Below are 20137 nucleotides of genomic sequence, written 5' to 3'. Positions count from 1 at the left end.
AATTAAAATAAATTTAATTTTTTAAAATTTTAAGGGGGATATTATGAAAAAAATAACGGCTTTATTAATTGCAATGGTAATGGCTTTAGGGGTTTTATTGACTGGGTGTGGGTCAAGCAATACGAAGAATAACACTTCAAATAATACTGGAGAAAAAGTTCAAGATGAGAAAAAAACTGTAAAAGTTGGATTTGTATATGTTGGACCAATCGGTGATGGTGGTTGGACTGATGCTCATAATAATGGAAGATTGTATCTTGAAGAGCAACTAGGTGTTGAAACAATTTACAAAGAGAATGTTAAAGAAGAAATTTCAGAAGTTCAAAGTGTTGTAGAAAATATGATTGATGAAGGTGCTAATGTAATCATCGGTACTAGTTTTGGACATATGGATGGTATAGAATTATCTGCTAAAGAGCATCCAGATGTAACATTTATGCATTGTTCAGGATATAAAAGTGCTGACAATATGTCAAATTATTTTGGTAAACAGTATCAAGGTAGATATTTATCAGGTATAGCTGCAGCATTAGCTAATAAAAATAATAAAATAGGATATGTTGCTGCTTATGAAATTCCAGAAGTTATCAGACAAATTAATGCATTTACTTTAGGTGCTCAATCAATTAACCCTGATGTAGAAGTTGAAGTAGTGTGGACTCATACTTGGTATGACCCAGCATTAGAAAAACAAGCTGCTGAAGCTTTAATAGCTAAAGGTGTTGGTCTTATTACTCAACATCAAGATACTACAGGTCCTCAACAAGCGGCTGAAGAAGCAGGCCTTTTCTCTATAGGTTGTGATATTGATATGGAGGCAGCTGCTCCTAATGCATACTTAACTGGTGTAGTATGGAACTGGGGTCCATATTTAGTTAAAGAAGTTCAAAAGGTTATTGATGGAACTTGGGAAGCAGGAAGTTACTGGGAAAACATGACTAATGAAGATGATAGTATGGTTGTAGTTACTCCAATAACTAAAAATGCTCCAGAAGGTACTCAAGAAAAAGTTGATGCTGCTATGGATGAAATGCTAGCTGGAAAAAAAGTATTCGTTGGTCCTATTAAAGATCAAAACGGAGAAGTTAAGGTAGCAGAGGGCGTAGAGCTTACTGATAAAGATCTTTTAGAAATGAACTGGTTTGTTCAAGGTGTAAAAGGAATTATAGAATAGTATCGAACATTAACTTTGCCTACTAAGGCAAAGTTAATGTTTATTTTAAATCTTACGTTTAATAAAGAGATTACAACATGAAGAAATAGTTAAACAGAAGACTCTACAAATTAAGGACAGGTGATAGTATGGGGAAAGTAGCTCCTTTCATTAAAGTTGAAAAACTTACAAAAGTATTCGGTAAAGTAGTTGCAAATAATAATGTAAATTTAACTATAAATGGTGGAGAGATTCATGCTCTACTTGGAGAAAATGGAGCAGGCAAAAGTACTTTGATGAATATGTTATCAGGTGTTTATTCTCCAGATGGTGGTAAAATGTATGTTCATGGAAAAGAAGTTAAGTTTACATCACCTAAAGATGCAATAAAATCAGGTGTTGGTATGATTTATCAACATTTCAAACTAGTTGATGCTATGACAGCTTTGGAAAATATTTTAGTTGGGCAAAAAGGTAAAATTTTTATTGATAAGAAATCAGCGAAAAAAGAAATAGAAGAAATTATTAAAAGGTTAGATCTTAATGTGGAGTTGGATAAATATGTCCATGATATGTCTGTTGGTGAAAAACAAAATTTGGAAATATTAAAAGTGTTATATAGAGGGGCAGATATATTAATTCTTGATGAGCCAACTACAGTATTTACTCCACAAGAAAGTGTTAAATTATTTAATATAATGAGAAAAATGAAAAATGATGGGTGTGCAATTATTTTTATATCTCATAAAATGGATGAAGTTATGGATGTAGCGGATAAAGTTACTGTACTTAGAAAAGGGGAATCAATAAAGACATTAGATAAAAAAGACACAAGTCCTAAAGAATTAACTGATTTAATGGTTGGAAAAGCAGTAGATTTATCTATTGAGAGAACTGAAAGAAATGGTGAGGAAAAACTTTTAGAAATAAAAAATCTAACAGTTTTTAATGAAGAAAAAATTGAAAAATTAAAAGATATTTGTATAGATGTTAGAAAAGGTGAAATTCTTGGAATAGCAGGTATCGCAGGAAGTGGACAGAAGGAACTTTGTGAAGCAATAGCAGGAATTCAAAATGTTCAAAAAGGTGAAATTAACTTTGATGGAGAAAACATAGTGGGTAAAACTCCTAGAGAAATAATTACTAAAGGCATTAGTATGAGTTTTATCCCTGAAGATAGATTAGGTATGGGATTAGTAGCGTCTATGGATATGGTAGATAATGTGTTATTAAAAGAATACCAAAAGCAGAAGGGACTATTTATAAATAGAAAGCCTGTTATGAAAAAGGCAGAAGAAATGGTTGAAAGATTACAAATCAAAACTCCTAGCATACATTATCCAATAAAATATTTATCTGGAGGAAATATTCAGAAAATATTATTAGGAAGAGAATTAAGTTTATATCCAAAGTTACTCATAATGGCTTATCCTGTACGTGGGTTGGATATAAATACTTGTCATACTATTTATGATCTTGTTAACGTAGAAAAACAAAAAGGTAATTCTGTTATATACATAGCAGAAGATTTGGATGTTCTCCTAGAGTTATGTGATAGAATAGCTGTTATTTATAATGGCAAAATTACTGGCGTAGTTGATGGAGATAAGATAACTAAAGAAGAAATTGGACTACTTATGGTAGGTAATAAATTGGAAAAGGAGGAGAAATAGATGCTTAGAATAGTTAAAAAAGGTGAGACTACTAGACTTCAAACAGTTGTAATAACAGCAATAGCAATTATTCTAGCAATTTTAGCAACTTCTCTTTTTATTGTTGCTTTAGGTTTTAACCCTTTAGAGGTTTATGCTTCTATGTTAAAGGGTGCATTTGGATCCAACTCAAAAATTAGAAGAACTATAATTATTGCTATTCCTTTATTGATAACTTCATTAGGTATAGCTGTGGCATTTAAAATGAAATTTTGGAATATTGGTGGAGAAGGTCAAATATTAATGGGTGCATTTGGAGCAGCTTTTATAGCTTTGAATTTTTCATTTCTGCCAAAACCAATAGTTTTAATATTAATGGCTATATTTGGAATGTTAGCTGGTGGCTTATGGGCGCTTATCCCAGCAGTTCTTAAATCTAAATGGGGTACAAATGAGACTATTGTAACTTTAATGATGAACTATATAGCTTTAAAGTGGGTAACTTATTTACAATACGATAAATGGAAAGATCCTAAATCTTTAGGATTTCCTAAAATAGCTAATTTTGATAGTAATGCTGTGTTACCTAGAATATTTAATATTCATATAGGGTGGATAATAGCTCTAATATTAGTTGTTGTAATGTATATATTTATGAATTACACAAAAAAAGGTTATGAAATAAGTGTATTAGGTGAAAGTAAAAAAACGGCTCAATATGCAGGTATAAATGTATCAAAAACTATGATAACTGCTATTTTATTGAGTGGTGGATTATGTGGTTTGGTTGGAATGATTCAAGCGTCAGCGGTAAGTAGTACTCTTTCTGTAACGGTTTCTGGAGGGGTTGGTTTTACTGCAATTATTGTTACTTGGTTAGGTTCTTTATCAGCCCCAATTATTTTAGTAGTATCTATACTTTTTGCGGCTTTATTACAAGGGGGAGCATATATTCAGACAGCATTTGGTATCCCAGAAGCTGCTGCTCTAGTACTTCAAGGTATGATTTTATTTTTTGTACTTGGGAGCGATTTTTTTATTAAATATAAGGTTGTCTTTGAAAAAGAAAATAAAGTTAAGGAGGCAAACTAAATGGAAGTAATAATAGGGTTTTTTGCAGCGGCAATAGTAGCTGGTACTCCAATACTTTTTGCTACACTAGGTGAAATTTTAACTGAGAAAGCAGGACTTTTGAATCTTGGAGTTGAAGGTATGATGTTGATGGGTGCAGTTATTGGATTTATGGTAGGCTCAACAACTGGCAATCCAATATTAGCAGTATTAGGTGCAGCTTTTGCAGGTGCTTGTGGAGGATTTATATATGGATTTTTAACAATAGGTTTGAGAGCAAATCAAGTTGTTACTGGCTTAACATTAACTATTTTTGGAACAGGCTTTTCATCACTTATAGGAAAATCACTTATGGGACAAGGTGTTCCTGATACATTAAAAACTTTTTTTAGAACATTAGATATACCAGGATTATCTCAAATACCGCTTATCGGGCCAGTATTTTTTAAACAGGATATATTTGTGTACTTTGGATATATAATGGTTGTAGTTATTGGAATATATTTTTATAATTCTCGAAAAGGACTTAATCTTAGAGCCGTTGGGGAAAACCCAAAATGTGCAGATGCTGCAAGTATTAATGTTGCATTATATAAATATGTTCACGTACTTTTAGGTGGAGCATTATGTGGTTTAGGTGGAGGATACTTATCATTAGTTTACGTTCCTTCTTGGCAAGAAAATGTAACTGCAGGTAGAGGTTGGATTGCAGTTGCTTTAGTAATCTTTGCTGCATGGAATCCATATAAAGCACTTATAGGAGCTTACTTATTTGGTGGATTAGCTATAATTGCATTTAGATTTTCTGGAATTACAGAATATGTATCTTTGTATTTCATAGATATGCTTCCATACTTAGTTACTATTGTAATATTGGTAATAGCTTCAATTCAAAAAAACAAAAATGCAGGCCCAGCTTCTTTGGGTGAAGCATATTTTAGAGAAGAGAGATAGAAACTAAAGGCTCCTTGCATAAATTGCAGGGAGCTTTTTAATTTAGAACAGTGGTTGTATTAAAAAATGGGCCATTTTATATACTGATGCAGTTATATGCACATATTTAAAAAATAGTTATGGAATTCTAAATTATCTGTTAGTTCTGGATGGAATGAAGTAGCTAGCATATTTTTTTCTTTTACTGCGACAATATGCTCATCAACTTTACATAAAATTTCAACATTATCATTTATTTCTGTAACAAAAGGAGCACGTATAAAAACTAAAGGTATAGGCTCATGTGAAACTTCTTTTATAGTTTCACAAGTCTCAAAACTATTTATTTGGGTACCATAAGCATTTCTTCTAACATTTATATTCATAAGGTTTAAGTATTTATCAGGTGAATTTTCAATATTTTTTGCAAGAAGTATCATTCCAGCACAAGTTCCCCATACAGGCATTCCAGAAGCTATTTTTTCTTTAATAGGTTTTAGTAGATTAAGATTTACTAAAAGTTTTCCTATAGTTGTACTTTCACCGCCAGGAATTATAAGACCATCAATATTATCTAAATCTTCTACTTTTTTTACTTCTATTGCATTATGGTTTAAGGCTTTTATATGATTTATATGTTCTATTACTCCACCCTGAAGAGATAAAACACCAATTTTTATTTTACCAGCCTCTTTCTGCATATTTAACTGTTAACTCCTTAGAATCAAGACCGTACATAGGTTCTCCTAAATTTTCTGATACTTCTGCTATAATGTCAGGGTTATTGTAATGAGTAGTTGCCATAACTATTGCTTTTGCTCTCTTTTCAGGATTTTCTGATTTAAATATTCCAGAACCAACAAAATTACCTTCTGATCCAAGTTGCATCATTAAGGCTGCATCTGCTGGAGTTGCTATACCTCCTGCTGCAAAGTTTACTACTGGAAGTTTTCCATTTTCCCAAACATATTCTATAAGGTTTAATGGAGCACCTAATTCTTTTGCAATAGTCATAAGTTCTTCTTTAGGGGAGTTTTTTACTTTTCTAATTTCATCCATCATGCATCTCATGTGAGTTACAGCTTCCACTACGTTTCCAGTACCAGCTTCTCCTTTAGTTCTTATCATTGCAGCACCTTCTCCAATTCTTCTTAGAGCTTCTCCTAAATTTCTTGCACCACATACAAAAGGAACTTTAAAGTCTTTTTTATGTAAATGATATGCATTATCTGCTGGAGTTAAAACTTCACTTTCATCTATAAAATCTATTCCTAGTTGTTGAAGAATTTGAGCTTCAACCATATGGCCTATTCTTACTTTTGCCATAACCGGTATAGATACAGCTTCTTGTATTTCTTTTATCATTTTAGGGTCTGACATTCTAGCTATTCCGCCTTGCTTTCTAATATCCGCAGGTACTCTTTCAAGTGCCATTACTGCGCAAGCACCAGCAGCCTCAGCTATTTTTGCCTGTTCAGGATTTATAACATCCATAATAACTCCGCCTTTTAACATTTGTGCCAAATTTTTATTAATAGTATGATTTTCCATTTGCATAGACCTCCATTTTTAAAATTATTATGCATTACTAGTTAAGCAATACCACTTGAAAACTATTATACTTACAACGTTTTCACAGTGCAAATGTATCGATACAATTTAGGGGAGGTATTTATTACAACAACTTAAAATTTTTACTTGATAACTATATACACATAAAAACGACTGCAAAAAGTAGAGTTTTTGTATGGGGAATATTAATGTTGACGTAAAAAAATATGTGTGTTATAATTCATTAAAAGAATTAAATACAGAAACCTTTAAATTTGTCCAGAGAGGCTGAGAAGGAAACTATTACTTATATAAATACAGATGAATTCTGTAAAACTATAGGCTAACTATACCTTCTCATAAGAGAAGGTTTTTATTTTACAAAAAATTATTCATAACATACAATTTAAAACTAAAAAAAGCTTGCCTTTTAAATTGGTACAGAGATACTGAAAAGGAGGAATAAAAATGTTAAAAAGTAGACATTTAATTGATCCAATGGACTTTACAGTGGATGAGTTAGAAGAAGTATTTAAATTAGCAGACAAAATTATTGAAAACCCAGAAAAGTTTTCTGAGGTAGGGAAAGGTAAAATATTAGCAACATTATTTTACGAACCAAGTACAAGAACAAGATTAAGCTTTGAAGCAGCTATGTTAAGACTTGGAGGTCAGATAATAGGATTCTCCGATGCAAATTCTAGTTCAGTATCTAAAGGAGAAAGTGTTGCAGATACAATCAGAACTATTAGTTGCTATGCAGATATAGCAGCTATGAGACACCCAAAAGAAGGATCTGCAAAAGTAGCTTCAATGTATTCATCAATTCCAGTAATAAACGCAGGTGATGGTGGACACCAACACCCAACTCAAACTTTAACAGATTTATTAACTATTCGAAGAACAAAAGGTAGTTTTAATAATAATGTAATAGCATTATGCGGTGATTTGAAATTTGGAAGAACCGTTCATTCCTTAGTAAAAGCACTATCAAGATACAAAAACAATAAATTTTTATTAGTATCTCCAAATGAATTAAAAATCCCAGATTATATAAAAAAAGAAGTTCTTCAAAAGAACAATATTGAATTCATAGAATTAGAAAAGTTAGAAGATGCTATAGAAGAAGCAGATATCTTATATATGACAAGAGTTCAAAGAGAAAGGTTCTTTAATGAAGAAGACTATGTAAGATTAAAAGATAGATATATATTGAATAAAGATATAATGGATATGGCAAAAGATGATATGATTGTACTTCATCCACTTCCTCGAGTGAATGAAATATCATATGAAGTTGATAATGATAAAAGAGCATGTTATTTTCCACAAGCAAAATTTGGCATGTATGTAAGAATGGCATTAATGGCTAAGTTGTTGGGGGTGTGTGAATAATGTTGAATGTTGATAGCATAAAAAATGGTATTGTTATTGATCATATAAAATCCGGAAGAGGTATGAAAATTTTCAACTACTTAAGACTGAACAAAGCTGAATTTTCAGTTGCTTTGATTATGAATGTTCAAAGTAAAATGTTAGGGAAAAAAGATATTATAAAAATAGAAAACAATATTGATTTAAACTTAGATGTATTAGGATTGATAGATACAAGTATAACTGTAAATATAATTGAAAATGAAACTATTTCAGATAAAATAAAAATAAGGCTTCCAGAAAAAGTCCAGAACGTGATAAAATGCAAAAACCCTAGATGTATAACTTCTATTGAAAAAAACATTTCGCATAAATTCTATTTAGTTAATAGAGAGAATAAAGAATATAGATGTAAATACTGTGACGAGTTATATGAATTCTATCATGAGGGAGATATTTAATGGAGATATTAATAAAGAATGTTAGAATTGTTGATTATAAAAAGGATTTCTGCGGAGATGTGTATATAAAGGATGGAAAAATAAATAGGGTAGATAAGGAAATAATTGCAGATTGCAAAACTATAGATGGAAGAGATAAGGTATTGATGCCATCATTTGTTGATTTACATGCACACTTTAGAGATCCTGGATTTACTTATAAAGAAGATATTCAAACAGGTTCAAAGGCAGCAGTTAAAGGTGGATACACTGTTGTGAACTTATTAGCTAATACTAAACCGGTATGTTCGGATATGAAAACAGTAGAGTATGTACTAAAAAGAGCTGATGAGGTTGGATTAGTACATGTACATCAAACTGTTTCTATAACTAAAGATTTAATGGGAAAAGATATTTCTCACCTAGATGATATTGATGAAAAAGTTATGTTTATTTCTGATGATGGAAAAGGTGTGGATAATAATTATGTTATGTTAGAAGCAATGAAGAAAGCAAAAGATAAAAATCTAACAATTATCTCTCATGCAGAATCTCAAGATTTAAGTAATATAGATATGAGACTTGCAGAAAACTTTATGACATGGAGAGATATTGAATTAGCAAAATATACTGGTTGCAAACTTCATATGGCTCATGTAAGTACAAAAGAGTCACTAGAGTATGTTATAGATGCTAAGAAAGAAGGATATGGAATAACTTGTGAAGTTACTCCACATCACTTAGCCCTACCTGAAAATACTCCATATAGAGTTAATCCTCCGATAAGAGAAAAAGATGATATTGATTATTTGATTAGAGCAATAAAAGAGGGGTATGTTGATGCCATAGGAACGGATCACGCACCTCACTCATTAGAAGATAAGAAGAATGGATCTCCTGGAATTTCAGGAATAGAAACATCTTTTTCGGTGACTTATACCAAATTGGTAAAAGAAGGACATATTAGTTTAAATGAACTTTCTAATATAATGTCTAGAAGACCATCGGAAATTATGAAGCTTAATAAAGGGCAAATAACCGAAGGATATGATGCGGATTTAGTATTACTCGATTTGAATAAAAGTTATTCAGTTGATTCAGAAAAATTTGTATCCAAAGGTAAAAATTCTCCTTTTGATGGAATGAAAGTATATGGTGAAGTATTAAGTACATTAAAAGAAGGAAATTTAGTTTACGATGCAAATGACAAATAGGAGGGAAATTATGATAGTTGATAGATTATATAAAGCAGTAGAGGAAAAAGGACATGTTTGTGTTGGATTAGACACTTCAATAGACTATATACCAGAGTGGTTTTCAAATAAATTTGATTCTATAGAAGATAAAATATTTAATTTTAATAAAGAAATTATAGATGCTACTGAAGATGTTGCTGCTTGTTTTAAAGTTCAAATAGCATACTATGAATCGTATGGAATTGAAGGATTATTAGCTTATAAGAGAACTCTCCAATATCTTAGAGAAAAGAAGAATATAATTATTGCAGATGTAAAAAGAGGAGATATAGCAAAAACAGCAGAAATGTATGCAAAAGCCCACTTTACTGGCGAATTTGAAAGTGACTTTATGACAATAAATCCTTATATGGGAATGGATAGTATAGAACCATTTATGCCTTTTATAAAAAACAATGAAAAAGGATTGTTTGTTTTAATAAAGACCTCAAATAAAGGTTCAGTAGATTTTGAAGGAATAGTAAGTCAAGCTGGAAGAAATGTATATGATATTGTAGGTGAAAAGGTTCAGAAAATTGGTGAAGAGGCCCTTGGAAATTGTGGATATAGCTCCATTGGAGGAGTAGTAGGATGTACCGAAGTTGAAGATGGAAAAAGAGTTAGAAAAGAGCTAAATTCAACATTCTTCTTGATACCAGGTTTTGGTGCACAAGGAGGAGGAGCTGAAGAAGCAGCAATTTATTTAAAAGATGGAAATGGTGGGGTAGTAAATTCATCAAGAGGACTACTTCTTGCATATAAAAAGTATGAAAATGGAGACAAGAACTTCGCAGAGTGTTCAAGGAAAGAAGCTATAAAAATGCGTGATGCTATAAGAAAATGTGCAAAGGAGAAAATTTAGATGATTTGTACAAGTGAAACGGTTATAGAAAATATAGCGAAATCCGATGATATATTTAAAATGAAATTAAAAGGCGATTTTCAAGGAGAGCCAGGACAATTTTATATGTTGAAAAGTTGGGATAATGAACTTTTACTTCCTAGACCAATAAGTATATATGATATTGATGATGAAGGTATCAGTTTTCTGTATAGAGTAGAAGGAAAAGGAACAAGGTTATTAAGTGAAGTTGAAATTGGCGAAAGTGTCCAGATTATGGGCCCTTTGGGAAATACGTATAATCTTGAGCATGATGGGAGAGTAGCTATAGTGGCAGGGGGAATAGGAATTGCTCCTATGGCATATCTTTCAAAGAAATTAAAAGCAAAAACTACAGATTTCTATGCGGGATTTAAAGCTGTGGATTATTCTGTGGAAACTGTGGAAAAAAATGTAAATAAGGTAATTATAGCTACTGAAACTGGAGAAAAAGGTGAAAAAGGGTTTATTACTGAATATTTTGCTCCAGAGAATTATGATGTTGTGTTCTGTTGTGGACCAGATATCATGATGAAGAAAGTAATAGCAATGTGTAAAGAAGTAGAAACAGAAGTATTTGTTTCTATGGAAAAAAGAATGGCTTGCGGCATTGGTGCATGTCTAGTTTGTACATGTAAGACAAATGATGGAAATAAAAGAACATGTAAAGACGGCCCGGTATTTAACGGAAAGGATCTGATTTTTAATGATTAATGTGGAGTTGTGCGGAATTAATTTAAAAAACCCAGTGATAGCTGCATCAGGTACTTTTGGATTTGGAGAAGAATATAACCAGTTTTATGATGTGTCTAAGTTAGGTGGTATAAGTACAAAAGGACTTACAATAACTCCTAAGGCAGGAAATGATGGAATTAGAATCTTTGAAACAAAGAGTGGAATTATGAATAGTGTAGGGTTGCAGAATCCAGGCGTTGAGCATTTCATAAATAATGAACTTTTGAATATGAAAAAGTTTGATACTGCTTTAATTGCTAACTTAGGTGGAGGAACGTTAGAAGATTATTTGAAAGGAATTGAACTTTTGAATGATACAGATGTGGATATAATTGAACTAAATATATCATGTCCAAATGTAAAACATGGAGGAATGGCATTTGGTATAAAGTCTGATGTTGCATACGAAACTGTTTCAGAAGTGAGAAAGATTTGTAAAAAGCCTCTAATGGTAAAGTTATCACCTAATGCAGAAAATATTGTAGATATGGCTGTTAAATGTCATGAAGCTGGAGCAGATTCCTTATCATTAGTAAATACTTTCAATTCCATGGCAATAGATATAAGAAAAAGAAAAACTATATTTAATAATAAAACTGCTGGATTATCAGGACCTGCAATAAAGCCTATAGCACTTAGAATGGTTTATGATGTTTGTAAAAGTGTAGATATACCTGTAGTTGGAATTGGTGGCATATCTACAGCAGAAGATGTCATAGAATTCATAATGGCTGGAGCAACAGCAGTACAAATAGGAACAATAAATTTTGCAAATCCTTATGCGGGAATAGAAATTATAAAAGGCATTGAAGAATTTATGAAAAAAGAAGGAATATCAAATTTAAGTGAAATTAGAGGAATAATATAAAGCCATACCTTACGGAAACTTAATCTAAACATGTGCAAAAGCTCAGGCTTCAATGAGTTTTGGACTTGGTTAGATTTATAGTTGGAGTGGTATGTCTATATGAAAATTAAAATATCGGGGGTTATATAATGGAAAACGTAAATGTACTTGAAATATTAAGAGAATCAGAAGCTTTATTAGAAGGTCACTTTTTATTATCATCTGGAAGACATAGTAACAGATATTGTCAGTGTGCTAAATTACTTCAATACCCTGATAAAGCAGAGAAAGTAGTTTCAGTTATAAAAGAAAAATTAAAAGATGTAGATTTTGATATCGTAGTTGGACCAGCAATGGGTGGTATAGTAGTTGCTTATGAAGTTGGTAGACAAGTGGGTAAACCTGCAATATTTACTGAAAGAGTAGATGGAACTATGGCTCTAAGAAGAGGTTTTGAGATAAAAAAAGGTCAAAAAATTATTATAAGTGAAGATGTTGTTACAACAGGTAAATCTTCATTAGAAACAGCTAAAATTTTAGAGGAATTAGGTGGTGAAGTAATTGGAATATGCTGCTTAGTAGATAGAAAAAGTAGTAATATCGACTTACCAATCTATAGCGCAATAGCTATAGATGTTCAAAGTTACGATAAAGAAGAGTGTCCACTATGTAAAGAAGGAACTCCTTATGTAAAACCAGGAAGTAGAAATATAAAATAATTAAGAAAAAAAGCTTTCACTAGAGTGAAAGCTTGAAATTTAATTAAATTAATTATAGATTGACAAGAGTTTTCAGCTTGTTTTCGAGAGACTTACATTTGTCCTTATCCATAGCAGGAATATTTTCTAAAGGATATTTTAAACTAAGTTTTTCATACTTAAAATTTCCCATAGTGTGATAAGGCAATAGTTCTACTTTATCGATATTTTTTATGGTATTTATTATTTTGGCTAGCTTTTTTATATGTTCTTCTGAGTCTGTCATAGATGGAATTATCACGTGTCTAGCCCAAACTCTTGAACTTGATTTGTTTAATTCATTTATAAAATTGTCCAATTTAGATTTATTTACGCCAGTTAAAAGTTCGAAATTCTTAGAATCTACATGCTTTATATCAAGTAAAACTAAGTCTGAGTATTTAAGAATTTCACTATAATTAGCCGCACCACAGCCAGAAGTATCAATAGCTGTATGAATATTATTTTCCTTGCATAGCTTTAGACATTGGAGTAAAAATTCAGGTTGCATTAAAGGTTCACCACCTGAAAAAGTAACACCACCATTATTGCCAAAGTAAGGTTTGTATTTTAGGATTTTTCGCAATAAATCATGAGGTTCAATACTTTGACCTTTAGAAAAATTCCAAGTATCAGGGTTGTGGCAAAATAAACATCTTAAAGGACAACCTTGTAAAAAAATAACATTACGAATACCAGGGCCATCGAGTAAGCCCATGCTTTCAAAAGAGTGGATTCTACCTTTTATCAATGAATTACCTCTTTTCTCAATAATATGTGTTATTTATACTATAATATCAAACAAAAATTAGTTCAATAACATTCTTTAAATTTGTACGAGATACAGATAAGGAATTGTAATAATGATTTTTATATTACTTATGAGTCACCTTTAATTTAATCCTGTGAGATTAGAAAGGTAAGATAATAACTTTTAAAGTTTCTATCTTACGATAGGAGCTTTTTTTATATACAGTGAGTTGACAATAGAATTGTAAAATGATAATCTATGTATAAATATAAAAAAAAATGAATAAATATAAGAAAATAAAATATTTTAATAATCCCCAAATGAGGAGGTCGTTTTTATGCATGCTGTTTTATATCTAGAAGATGGAACGTTATTTGAAGGTAAAGGATTTGGAATTGAAGGGACAACGGTTGGAGAAATAGTTTTTAATACTTCTATGACAGGTTATCAAGAGATATTGACAGATCCATCTTATGCAGGACAGATAGTTAATATGACATATCCACTAGTAGGAAACTATGGTGTGAATATAAAAGAAAATGAATCGAAAAAAATTCATGCAAAAGGATTTATAATTAAGTCTCTTTGTGATACACCATCAAATTATATGAGTGAAATTTCGTTGGATGAATTTTTGAAAAATAATAATATTTTAGGTATTAGTAATGTGGACACTAGGAAAATCACAAGAAAAATAAGAACTGCAGGGACAATGAGGTGTGTTATATCAAGTGAGAAAAAATCAATTATTGAACTAGGACAAATAATTGATAACTATAAATTGAATAAAGAACTAGTTAAGGAAGTTAGTACAAAGGAAATATATAAGATTGAAGGAAATGGACCTAATGTTATTGTATATGATTTTGGGGCTAAAAATAACATACTTGAAAATTTAAAGGCTAGAGGATGTAATATTACAGTTGTTCCTTATGATACAAAATTTGAAAAAATAAAAAATATAAATCCTGATGGAGTTTTATTAAGTAATGGACCTGGAGACCCAAAAGATATTATTGAAGTAACTGAAGAAATAAATAAAATTATAGAAACATACCCTACTTTCGGTATATGTCTTGGACATCAACTTTTAGCACTTGCTATAGGTGCAGATACTTATAAAATGAAATATGGACATAGAGGTGGAAATCACGGTATTTTAGATTTGAATAGGGATAAAGCATTTATAACATCTCAAAATCATGGATATGCTGTAAGTAAAGAAAGTTTAGAGGGCACAGATGCAACAATCTCACATGTAAACTTAAATGATGATTCGGTTGAAGGAATTAAACTTAATATCTTACCAGTTTTTTCAGTACAATTCCATCCAGAAGGAGCACCAGGACCAACAGATACTACTTATTTGTTTGATCAATTTATGGACTACTTAAGATAAATTAATTATTCGCAATTGAAATAAAATGCTAACCAAAACAGTGACAAGTGATAAGTTAATGATGATTTTCTTGCAGAAAATTTTTAACTAAACTTTTATCATCTTTGATGATGGAACAATGAGCTTTTGTTTGCGAAAGGTATCCACAACTTGTCACTTATTACTTGTAACTTGTCACTATAAATTTCGAACTTGTTCGCAATTTATAATAAAGGGGAGGAAAAAATATGCCATTAGATAAAACTTTAAAAAAAGTTATTATATTAGGATCGGGACCAATTATAATAGGGCAAGCTGCAGAGTTTGATTATTCAGGAACTCAAGCTTGTAAAGCAATTAAAGAAGAAGGAATTGAAACGGTATTGGTAAATTCAAATCCTGCAACAATAATGACAGATTTCCAAATTGCAGATAAGGTATATATTGAACCTTTAACAGTGGAATGTGTTGAAAGAATTATTCAAAAAGAAAAACCAGATGGAATACTAGCTGGTTTTGGTGGACAAACAGCTTTAAATATTGCAATGAATTTGGGAGAACAAGGTATTTTAGAAAAATATAATGTTAAACTGCTTGGTATAAATAGTGAAGCAATTATTAAAGCTGAGGATAGAGATGAATTTAAGAAATTGATGATTGAAATTGATGAGCCTATCCCAGAGAGTACTATTGCAACGAATATTGAACAATGTAGAGCATTTGTAAAAAAGATTGGATTGCCTATAATTATTAGACCGGCATACACATTAGGTGGAACTGGTGGAGGGATTGCTGAAACTCTTGAACAGTTCGAGGAAATTTGCGAGATGGGACTTTTAATGAGTCCTATAAATCAAATTTTATTGGAACAAAGTGTTGCAGGGTGGAAAGAACTTGAGTATGAAGTAATGAGAGATGCAAAGGATAATTGTATTATCGTATGTAACATGGAAAATATTGATCCAGTAGGAGTTCATACTGGTGATAGTATGGTAGTAGCTCCATCTCAAACTTTGAGAGATACTGAGTATCATATGCTAAGAAACTCCGCACTAAAAATTATAAGAAATCTAAAAATTGAAGGTGGTTGTAACATTCAATTTGCTTTAGATACAAAAACAAGCAATTATATAGTTATCGAAGTAAATCCTAGAGTTAGTCGTTCTTCAGCATTAGCTTCTAAAGCAGCAGGGTATCCGATTTCAAAAATTGCAGCAAAGATAGCAATTGGTTATAGCTTAGATGAATTAAAAAATTATGTTACAAAGAATTCAAGTGCATGTTTTGAGCCAGCATTAGATTATATAGTTGTTAAGATGCCTAAATGGCCCTTTGATAAATTCACTACAGCTGAGAGAAGATTAGGAACACAAATGAAAGCTACTGGAGAAGTAATGGCTATAGATAGAAAGTTTGAAAGTGCTCTTTTAAAAGCTATAACATGCTTGGAAGGAAATTTAATTGGTTTAAAACTAGATAAATTAAAAGAGTTAGATCAGAATGGATTGATAGAAAAAATAAAAATGCAAGATGATGAGAGAATATTTGCTGTAGCAGAGGCAATTAGAAGAGGTATTACTTTAGAAAAGATTCACGAAATTACAATGATAGATATGTGGTTTTTAAATGGTATAAATAATATAGTTAAAGTCGAAAAACGATTAGAAATGAAATTTGTAGATGATGAGCTAATAGCTGAAGCTTGTAGTTTAGGTTTGACAAATGAGCAAATAAGCAAGTTATCAAACATTAGTGTGGATAAGATTGAGATTTTTAGAAACCTTAAGAATATATATCCTGTTTATAAGATAGTTGATACATGTAGTGGTGAGTTTGAAGCTGAAACTCCTTATTACTACTCATGTTATGATGAAGAAGAAGAAAATACAATAACAGATAAAGAAAAAATAATGGTTATAGGTTCTGGTCCAATTAGAATTGGTCAAGGTATCGAATTTGATTACTGTTGTGTACATGGTGCATGGGCAATAAAAGAAGCAGGATATGAATCTATCATGATGAATAATAATCCTGAAACTGTAAGCACGGACTTTGACACTGCAGATAAATTATATTTTGAATCTCTAAATATAGATGATGTTATGAATGTAATTTATAAAGAAAAGCCAAAAGGAGTTATACTTCAATTTGGAGGTCAGACTTCAATCAATCTTGCTGAGAAGCTTTCAAAAAGAGGGGTAAAAATTCTAGGAACCAGCAATGAGTCTATTGATTTAGCAGAGGATAGAGATAAATTCAGTAATTTACTTAAAGAAATAGATGTAAAACTACCATCTGGTGAAGCTGTATTCAGCTTAGAAGAAGCATATAGTGTTGTTAAAGAGTTAGGATATCCTGTAATAGTTAGGCCTTCATATGTAATAGGTGGAAGAGGTATGGAAGTAGTTTATGATAAGAATTCTCTAGAAAAATATATGAAAGAGGCTGTAAAAGTATCTACTGAACATCCGATTCTTATTGATAAATATGTAAGAGGAAAAGAAATAGAAGTAGATTGTATTAGTGATGGAAATGATATTTTAATACCTGGAATAATGGAGCATGTTGAAAGAACAGGAGTCCATTCTGGTGACAGTATAACGGTGTATCCATATTTCAGTATACCAGAAGATGTTATTGAGGGTATCGTAGAAACTACTAAGAAAATTGCAAAAGCGTTAAATATAGTTGGATTAGTAAATATTCAATATGTATACGATGGGAAAGATGTATATGTAATTGAAGTAAATCCAAGAGCGTCTAGAACAGTACCGATTCTAAGTAAAGTTACAGCAGTTCCTATGGTTAAACTTGCTGTTGAAATTATGCTTGGTAAAAGAGTAGAAGAGCTAGGATATGGAACAGGGTTATTGGAAAGTAAAAAATTGCATGCAGTAAAGTTCCCGATATTTTCAAATGAAAAACTTTCTAATGTTGATACCTACTTAGGACCAGAAATGAAATCAACTGGTGAGGTACTAGGAGTAGATGAAGATTTAGATGCAGCAATTTATAAAGGGTTTCTTGCTTCAGGAATGAAATTTAATTTAGAAGGTTCTATCTATGTTTCTTTAAAAGAAGTTGATAAAATAGAAGGAATAGAAACAATTAAAGGGTATTATGATTTAGGATTTAATGTTTTAGCATCTGAAGGAACGGGAAAAATATTAAAAGATAAAGAGATTCCATGTGAAATAATTGATAGAAATGAATTATTTAAAAAGATTTCTGATGAAGAAATAAAATTAATAATAAATACCCCTACAAAAGGAAATATTCCAGAAACTGAAGGATTTAAAATTAGAAGAAAAGCATCAGAATACAAAATACCGGTATTTACTTGTATAGATACGGCAAATTTATATTTAAATGCAATAAATTATTTAAAGAAAGAGGAAAATGTTGATTTTTATTCCCTAGACAGTTACTTTTAACTAGAAGAATCAAAAAAATAAAAAATTCATCAAAAATGGGCTTGAAATTTTGAAATTTCAAGTCCTTTTTTGTATAATATATATTGTGTGAGTAAATTTATGTTACCAAAAAACTTTTTATTCGAATTTTCGATACATTGTGACATTTAAAAATGAATTTTTTGAGTATAGGGGGAGTTTCATGGGAAAGCCAAGTATTTTTAGCAGAGACTATGATAAAAGAATGAGAAAAAGAAAAAGAATTATTAGAAGCTTGATTATAATTGTTGTAGTAAGTTCATTAATAAGCATTATAGCTCTTATTGGTAAGTTTGGTTTTAAGGATAGTAAAGATAAAATTTTTAGTTTATTTAAAACAGAAAATAAAGCTAATAATGAGAAACAAAACGATGATGCTAAAAAAAATATTACTAATGATGATGAAGCTGAAAAAAACGACCCGACAAAAGAAAACATAACTAAAGATGAAGCAGTAGGAGAAATAGTTGAAGAAGAGAAAGTTGTTGAAGAAACATCAAAACAAGAAAGTTTGGAAATACCTTTACCAAGTGGAGCGAAAGCTATTGCGTTTATAAATGTCAATGAAGGTGTTAAAACTTTTGATAAAGTAGAATTGAATGATAATCTTTACGATATAAACCCATCTAAAAGTATAGTGGTTATATTAGATAGTAGTACTCAAAACTTAATATTAGCTGATATATATGGGAAACAATGGGGAATAACTAAGCAAAGTCATAAATCTAGTAAAGGCAAAACTTATACCAAAGAGAATAGAATAGGGAAATATCCAGGTTTTATATGGAATGAGATTCCAAGATTTTTGAATGACAATGAAATAGTATATGTTTCACAATTACCTTTACTTTCAGTTAAACCAAATAAATATTTATGGAGATATTCAATTACAAATGATTCTCATAATATGATTAAAGGAAAATATTATGGTGAAAAAATTGAAATTGGAAACCTTTCTGAAGAAGGTTTAGAAGTAATAATCGATGGTAATAAGCAGGTAATTAAATAATCTCCCTTTACATATGTTAAAGAGAGATTATTTACATGGTATAGTAAAGTAACAAAGTTTACATAGATTAAACTAGGGGGCTTTTAATGGAAATTGGAATGTCATCAGCATGTTTTTATCCTAATATTGATGTGGAAAACTCAATAAAAATAATGAAAAGTTTAGGATTTAACTCGGGTGAATTATTTATAAATACTTTAAGTGAATTTGAAAAAGAATTTTCAACTATAATAAATGAAAAAAGAATAGAGAATAATTTTAGAATAAATTCAATACATGGCTTTTCATCATTTTTTGAACCATTATTATTTAATGAATATAAAAGAAGAAGAAAAGATATGATGAAACTTTTTAAAAAGCTATGTGTTCTTGGAAACGCTATTGGTGCGGAATCTTATACTTTTCATGGGATGAGGTTGAGAGACAAAGAAAGAATAAAAACTGAATTAATTTTAGATATTTATAATGAAATTGCCTATATTGCCAATGAAAGTGGAATTAAACTTTCTCAAGAAAATGTATCTTGGTGTATTTCATCAGATATTGAATTTTTAAATTTACTAAAAGAAAAGTGTAGATATCCGATTTATTTTACTCTTGATATAAAGCAAGCTAATAAAGCTGGTGTGGACATAAAGAAATATATTGATGTAATGGGAAGTAAGATGTGCAATTATCACATTAATGATTATGATGATGAGAATGTTTGTTTACTACCTGGTAAAGGAAAAGTAAATTATTCTAAAATAAAATCCTATTTAGATGATATAAATTATAAGGGGATGGGCATAATTGAAGTGTACAGTGATAATTATGAAAAACTTTCTGAGTTGACTGAAAGTAAGAAGATTTTAGAAAGAATTTATGATACATTATGATAGTAGAGCCTAAATTGAAATATTTGACGAAATTTATTGATATTGGCTTAAATAAAAGAGG

18 protein-coding genes are annotated in these 20137 nt (G+C 30.7%); 15 read left to right on the top strand and 3 right to left on the bottom strand.

Annotated elements, in window-relative coordinates; translation table 11 throughout:
* Positions 1-43 precede the first annotated feature (43 nt).
* The 4 genes from ACQ3F0_RS16695 (at position 44) to ACQ3F0_RS16680 (ending at position 4830) form a co-directional block, all read left to right on the top strand.
* Positions 44-1174 (top strand): BMP family ABC transporter substrate-binding protein, encoded by a 1131-nt coding sequence (locus ACQ3F0_RS16695; RefSeq protein WP_428866509.1) that lies wholly within the window; start codon positions 44-46, stop codon positions 1172-1174.
* A 128-nt stretch (positions 1175-1302) separates the two neighbouring features.
* Entirely contained in the window at positions 1303-2826 is a 1524-nt protein-coding gene (locus tag ACQ3F0_RS16690; protein WP_428866508.1) for an ABC transporter ATP-binding protein, read from the top strand.
* Positions 2827-3897 (top strand): ABC transporter permease, encoded by a 1071-nt coding sequence (locus ACQ3F0_RS16685; protein WP_428866507.1) that lies wholly within the window; start codon positions 2827-2829, stop codon positions 3895-3897. It begins immediately after the preceding gene.
* Positions 3898-4830, top strand: coding sequence for an ABC transporter permease (locus ACQ3F0_RS16680; RefSeq protein ID WP_428866506.1), 933 nt, complete (start codon positions 3898-3900; stop codon positions 4828-4830).
* 92 nt (positions 4831-4922) lie between these two features.
* Here the strand turns inward: ACQ3F0_RS16680 and pdxT are convergent, their stop codons facing one another.
* Positions 4923-5489 carry a pyridoxal 5'-phosphate synthase glutaminase subunit PdxT gene (gene pdxT, locus ACQ3F0_RS16675; protein ID WP_428866633.1) on the bottom strand — a complete coding sequence of 189 codons (567 nt, stop codon included), beginning with the start codon at positions 5487-5489 and terminating at the stop codon, positions 4923-4925.
* A gap of 1 nt (position 5490) precedes the next feature.
* A complete protein-coding gene (gene pdxS, locus ACQ3F0_RS16670; RefSeq protein WP_428866505.1) occupies positions 5491-6360 on the bottom strand; it encodes a pyridoxal 5'-phosphate synthase lyase subunit PdxS in 870 nt (289 codons plus the stop codon).
* Positions 6361-6828: 468 nt separating this feature from the next.
* Between pdxS and pyrB the strand changes: the two genes are divergently transcribed.
* The 7 genes from pyrB to pyrE all read left to right on the top strand — a co-directional run bounded on the left by pyrB (position 6829) and on the right by pyrE (position 12590).
* Positions 6829-7755, top strand: coding sequence for an aspartate carbamoyltransferase (gene pyrB, locus ACQ3F0_RS16665; RefSeq protein WP_428866504.1), 927 nt, complete (start codon positions 6829-6831; stop codon positions 7753-7755).
* On the top strand, positions 7755-8195 hold the full coding sequence (locus ACQ3F0_RS16660) for an aspartate carbamoyltransferase regulatory subunit (protein ID WP_428866503.1): 441 nt from the start codon (positions 7755-7757) through the stop codon (positions 8193-8195). The genes pyrB and ACQ3F0_RS16660 overlap by 1 nt, the downstream gene beginning before the upstream one ends.
* Positions 8195-9388 (top strand): dihydroorotase, encoded by a 1194-nt coding sequence (locus ACQ3F0_RS16655; protein ID WP_428866502.1) that lies wholly within the window; start codon positions 8195-8197, stop codon positions 9386-9388. The genes ACQ3F0_RS16660 and ACQ3F0_RS16655 overlap by 1 nt, the downstream gene beginning before the upstream one ends.
* A gap of 10 nt (positions 9389-9398) precedes the next feature.
* Positions 9399-10271, top strand: a complete 873-nt coding sequence (gene pyrF / locus ACQ3F0_RS16650) for an orotidine-5'-phosphate decarboxylase (RefSeq protein ID WP_428866501.1) — start codon at positions 9399-9401, stop codon at positions 10269-10271.
* The gene (locus tag ACQ3F0_RS16645) at positions 10272-11003 is read left to right on the top strand and encodes a dihydroorotate dehydrogenase electron transfer subunit (protein WP_428866500.1); all 732 of its coding nucleotides are present in this window, start codon (positions 10272-10274) and stop codon (positions 11001-11003) included.
* The gene (locus tag ACQ3F0_RS16640) at positions 10996-11892 is read left to right on the top strand and encodes a dihydroorotate dehydrogenase (RefSeq protein ID WP_428866499.1); all 897 of its coding nucleotides are present in this window, start codon (positions 10996-10998) and stop codon (positions 11890-11892) included. The genes ACQ3F0_RS16645 and ACQ3F0_RS16640 overlap by 8 nt, the downstream gene beginning before the upstream one ends.
* Positions 11893-12020: 128 nt before the next feature.
* Positions 12021-12590: an orotate phosphoribosyltransferase gene (pyrE, locus tag ACQ3F0_RS16635; RefSeq protein ID WP_428866498.1), complete on the top strand. Its 570-nt coding sequence runs from the start codon at positions 12021-12023 to the stop codon at positions 12588-12590.
* Between the two features lie 52 nt (positions 12591-12642).
* On the opposite strand, the gene pflA is transcribed toward pyrE, so the two are convergent.
* Positions 12643-13359 carry a pyruvate formate-lyase-activating protein gene (gene pflA, locus ACQ3F0_RS16630; RefSeq protein WP_428866497.1) on the bottom strand — a complete coding sequence of 239 codons (717 nt, stop codon included), beginning with the start codon at positions 13357-13359 and terminating at the stop codon, positions 12643-12645.
* 337 nt (positions 13360-13696) lie between these two features.
* On the opposite strand from pflA, the gene carA reads away from it, so the two are divergent.
* The 4 genes from carA (at position 13697) to ACQ3F0_RS16610 (ending at position 20076) form a co-directional block, all read left to right on the top strand.
* On the top strand, positions 13697-14758 hold the full coding sequence (gene carA, locus ACQ3F0_RS16625; RefSeq protein WP_428866496.1) for a glutamine-hydrolyzing carbamoyl-phosphate synthase small subunit: 1062 nt from the start codon (positions 13697-13699) through the stop codon (positions 14756-14758).
* 227 nt (positions 14759-14985) lie between these two features.
* Positions 14986-18171 carry a carbamoyl-phosphate synthase (glutamine-hydrolyzing) large subunit gene (gene carB, locus ACQ3F0_RS16620; RefSeq protein WP_428866495.1) on the top strand — a complete coding sequence of 1062 codons (3186 nt, stop codon included), beginning with the start codon at positions 14986-14988 and terminating at the stop codon, positions 18169-18171.
* Between the two features lie 181 nt (positions 18172-18352).
* The gene (locus ACQ3F0_RS16615; RefSeq protein ID WP_428866494.1) at positions 18353-19198 is read left to right on the top strand and encodes a hypothetical protein; all 846 of its coding nucleotides are present in this window, start codon (positions 18353-18355) and stop codon (positions 19196-19198) included.
* Positions 19199-19284: 86 nt separating this feature from the next.
* On the top strand, positions 19285-20076 hold the full coding sequence (locus ACQ3F0_RS16610) for a sugar phosphate isomerase/epimerase family protein (RefSeq protein ID WP_428866493.1): 792 nt from the start codon (positions 19285-19287) through the stop codon (positions 20074-20076).
* Positions 20077-20137: the final 61 nt, after the last annotated feature.

Origin of the sequence: Clostridium sediminicola (assembly GCF_050402865.1) — a bacterium.
Taxonomy (GTDB): Bacteria; Bacillota; Clostridia; order Clostridiales; family Clostridiaceae; genus Clostridium_AF; species Clostridium_AF sediminicola.
The sequence above is the reverse complement of the archived record's forward strand: the minus strand, read 5'-3'. Positions and strand labels throughout refer to the sequence as shown.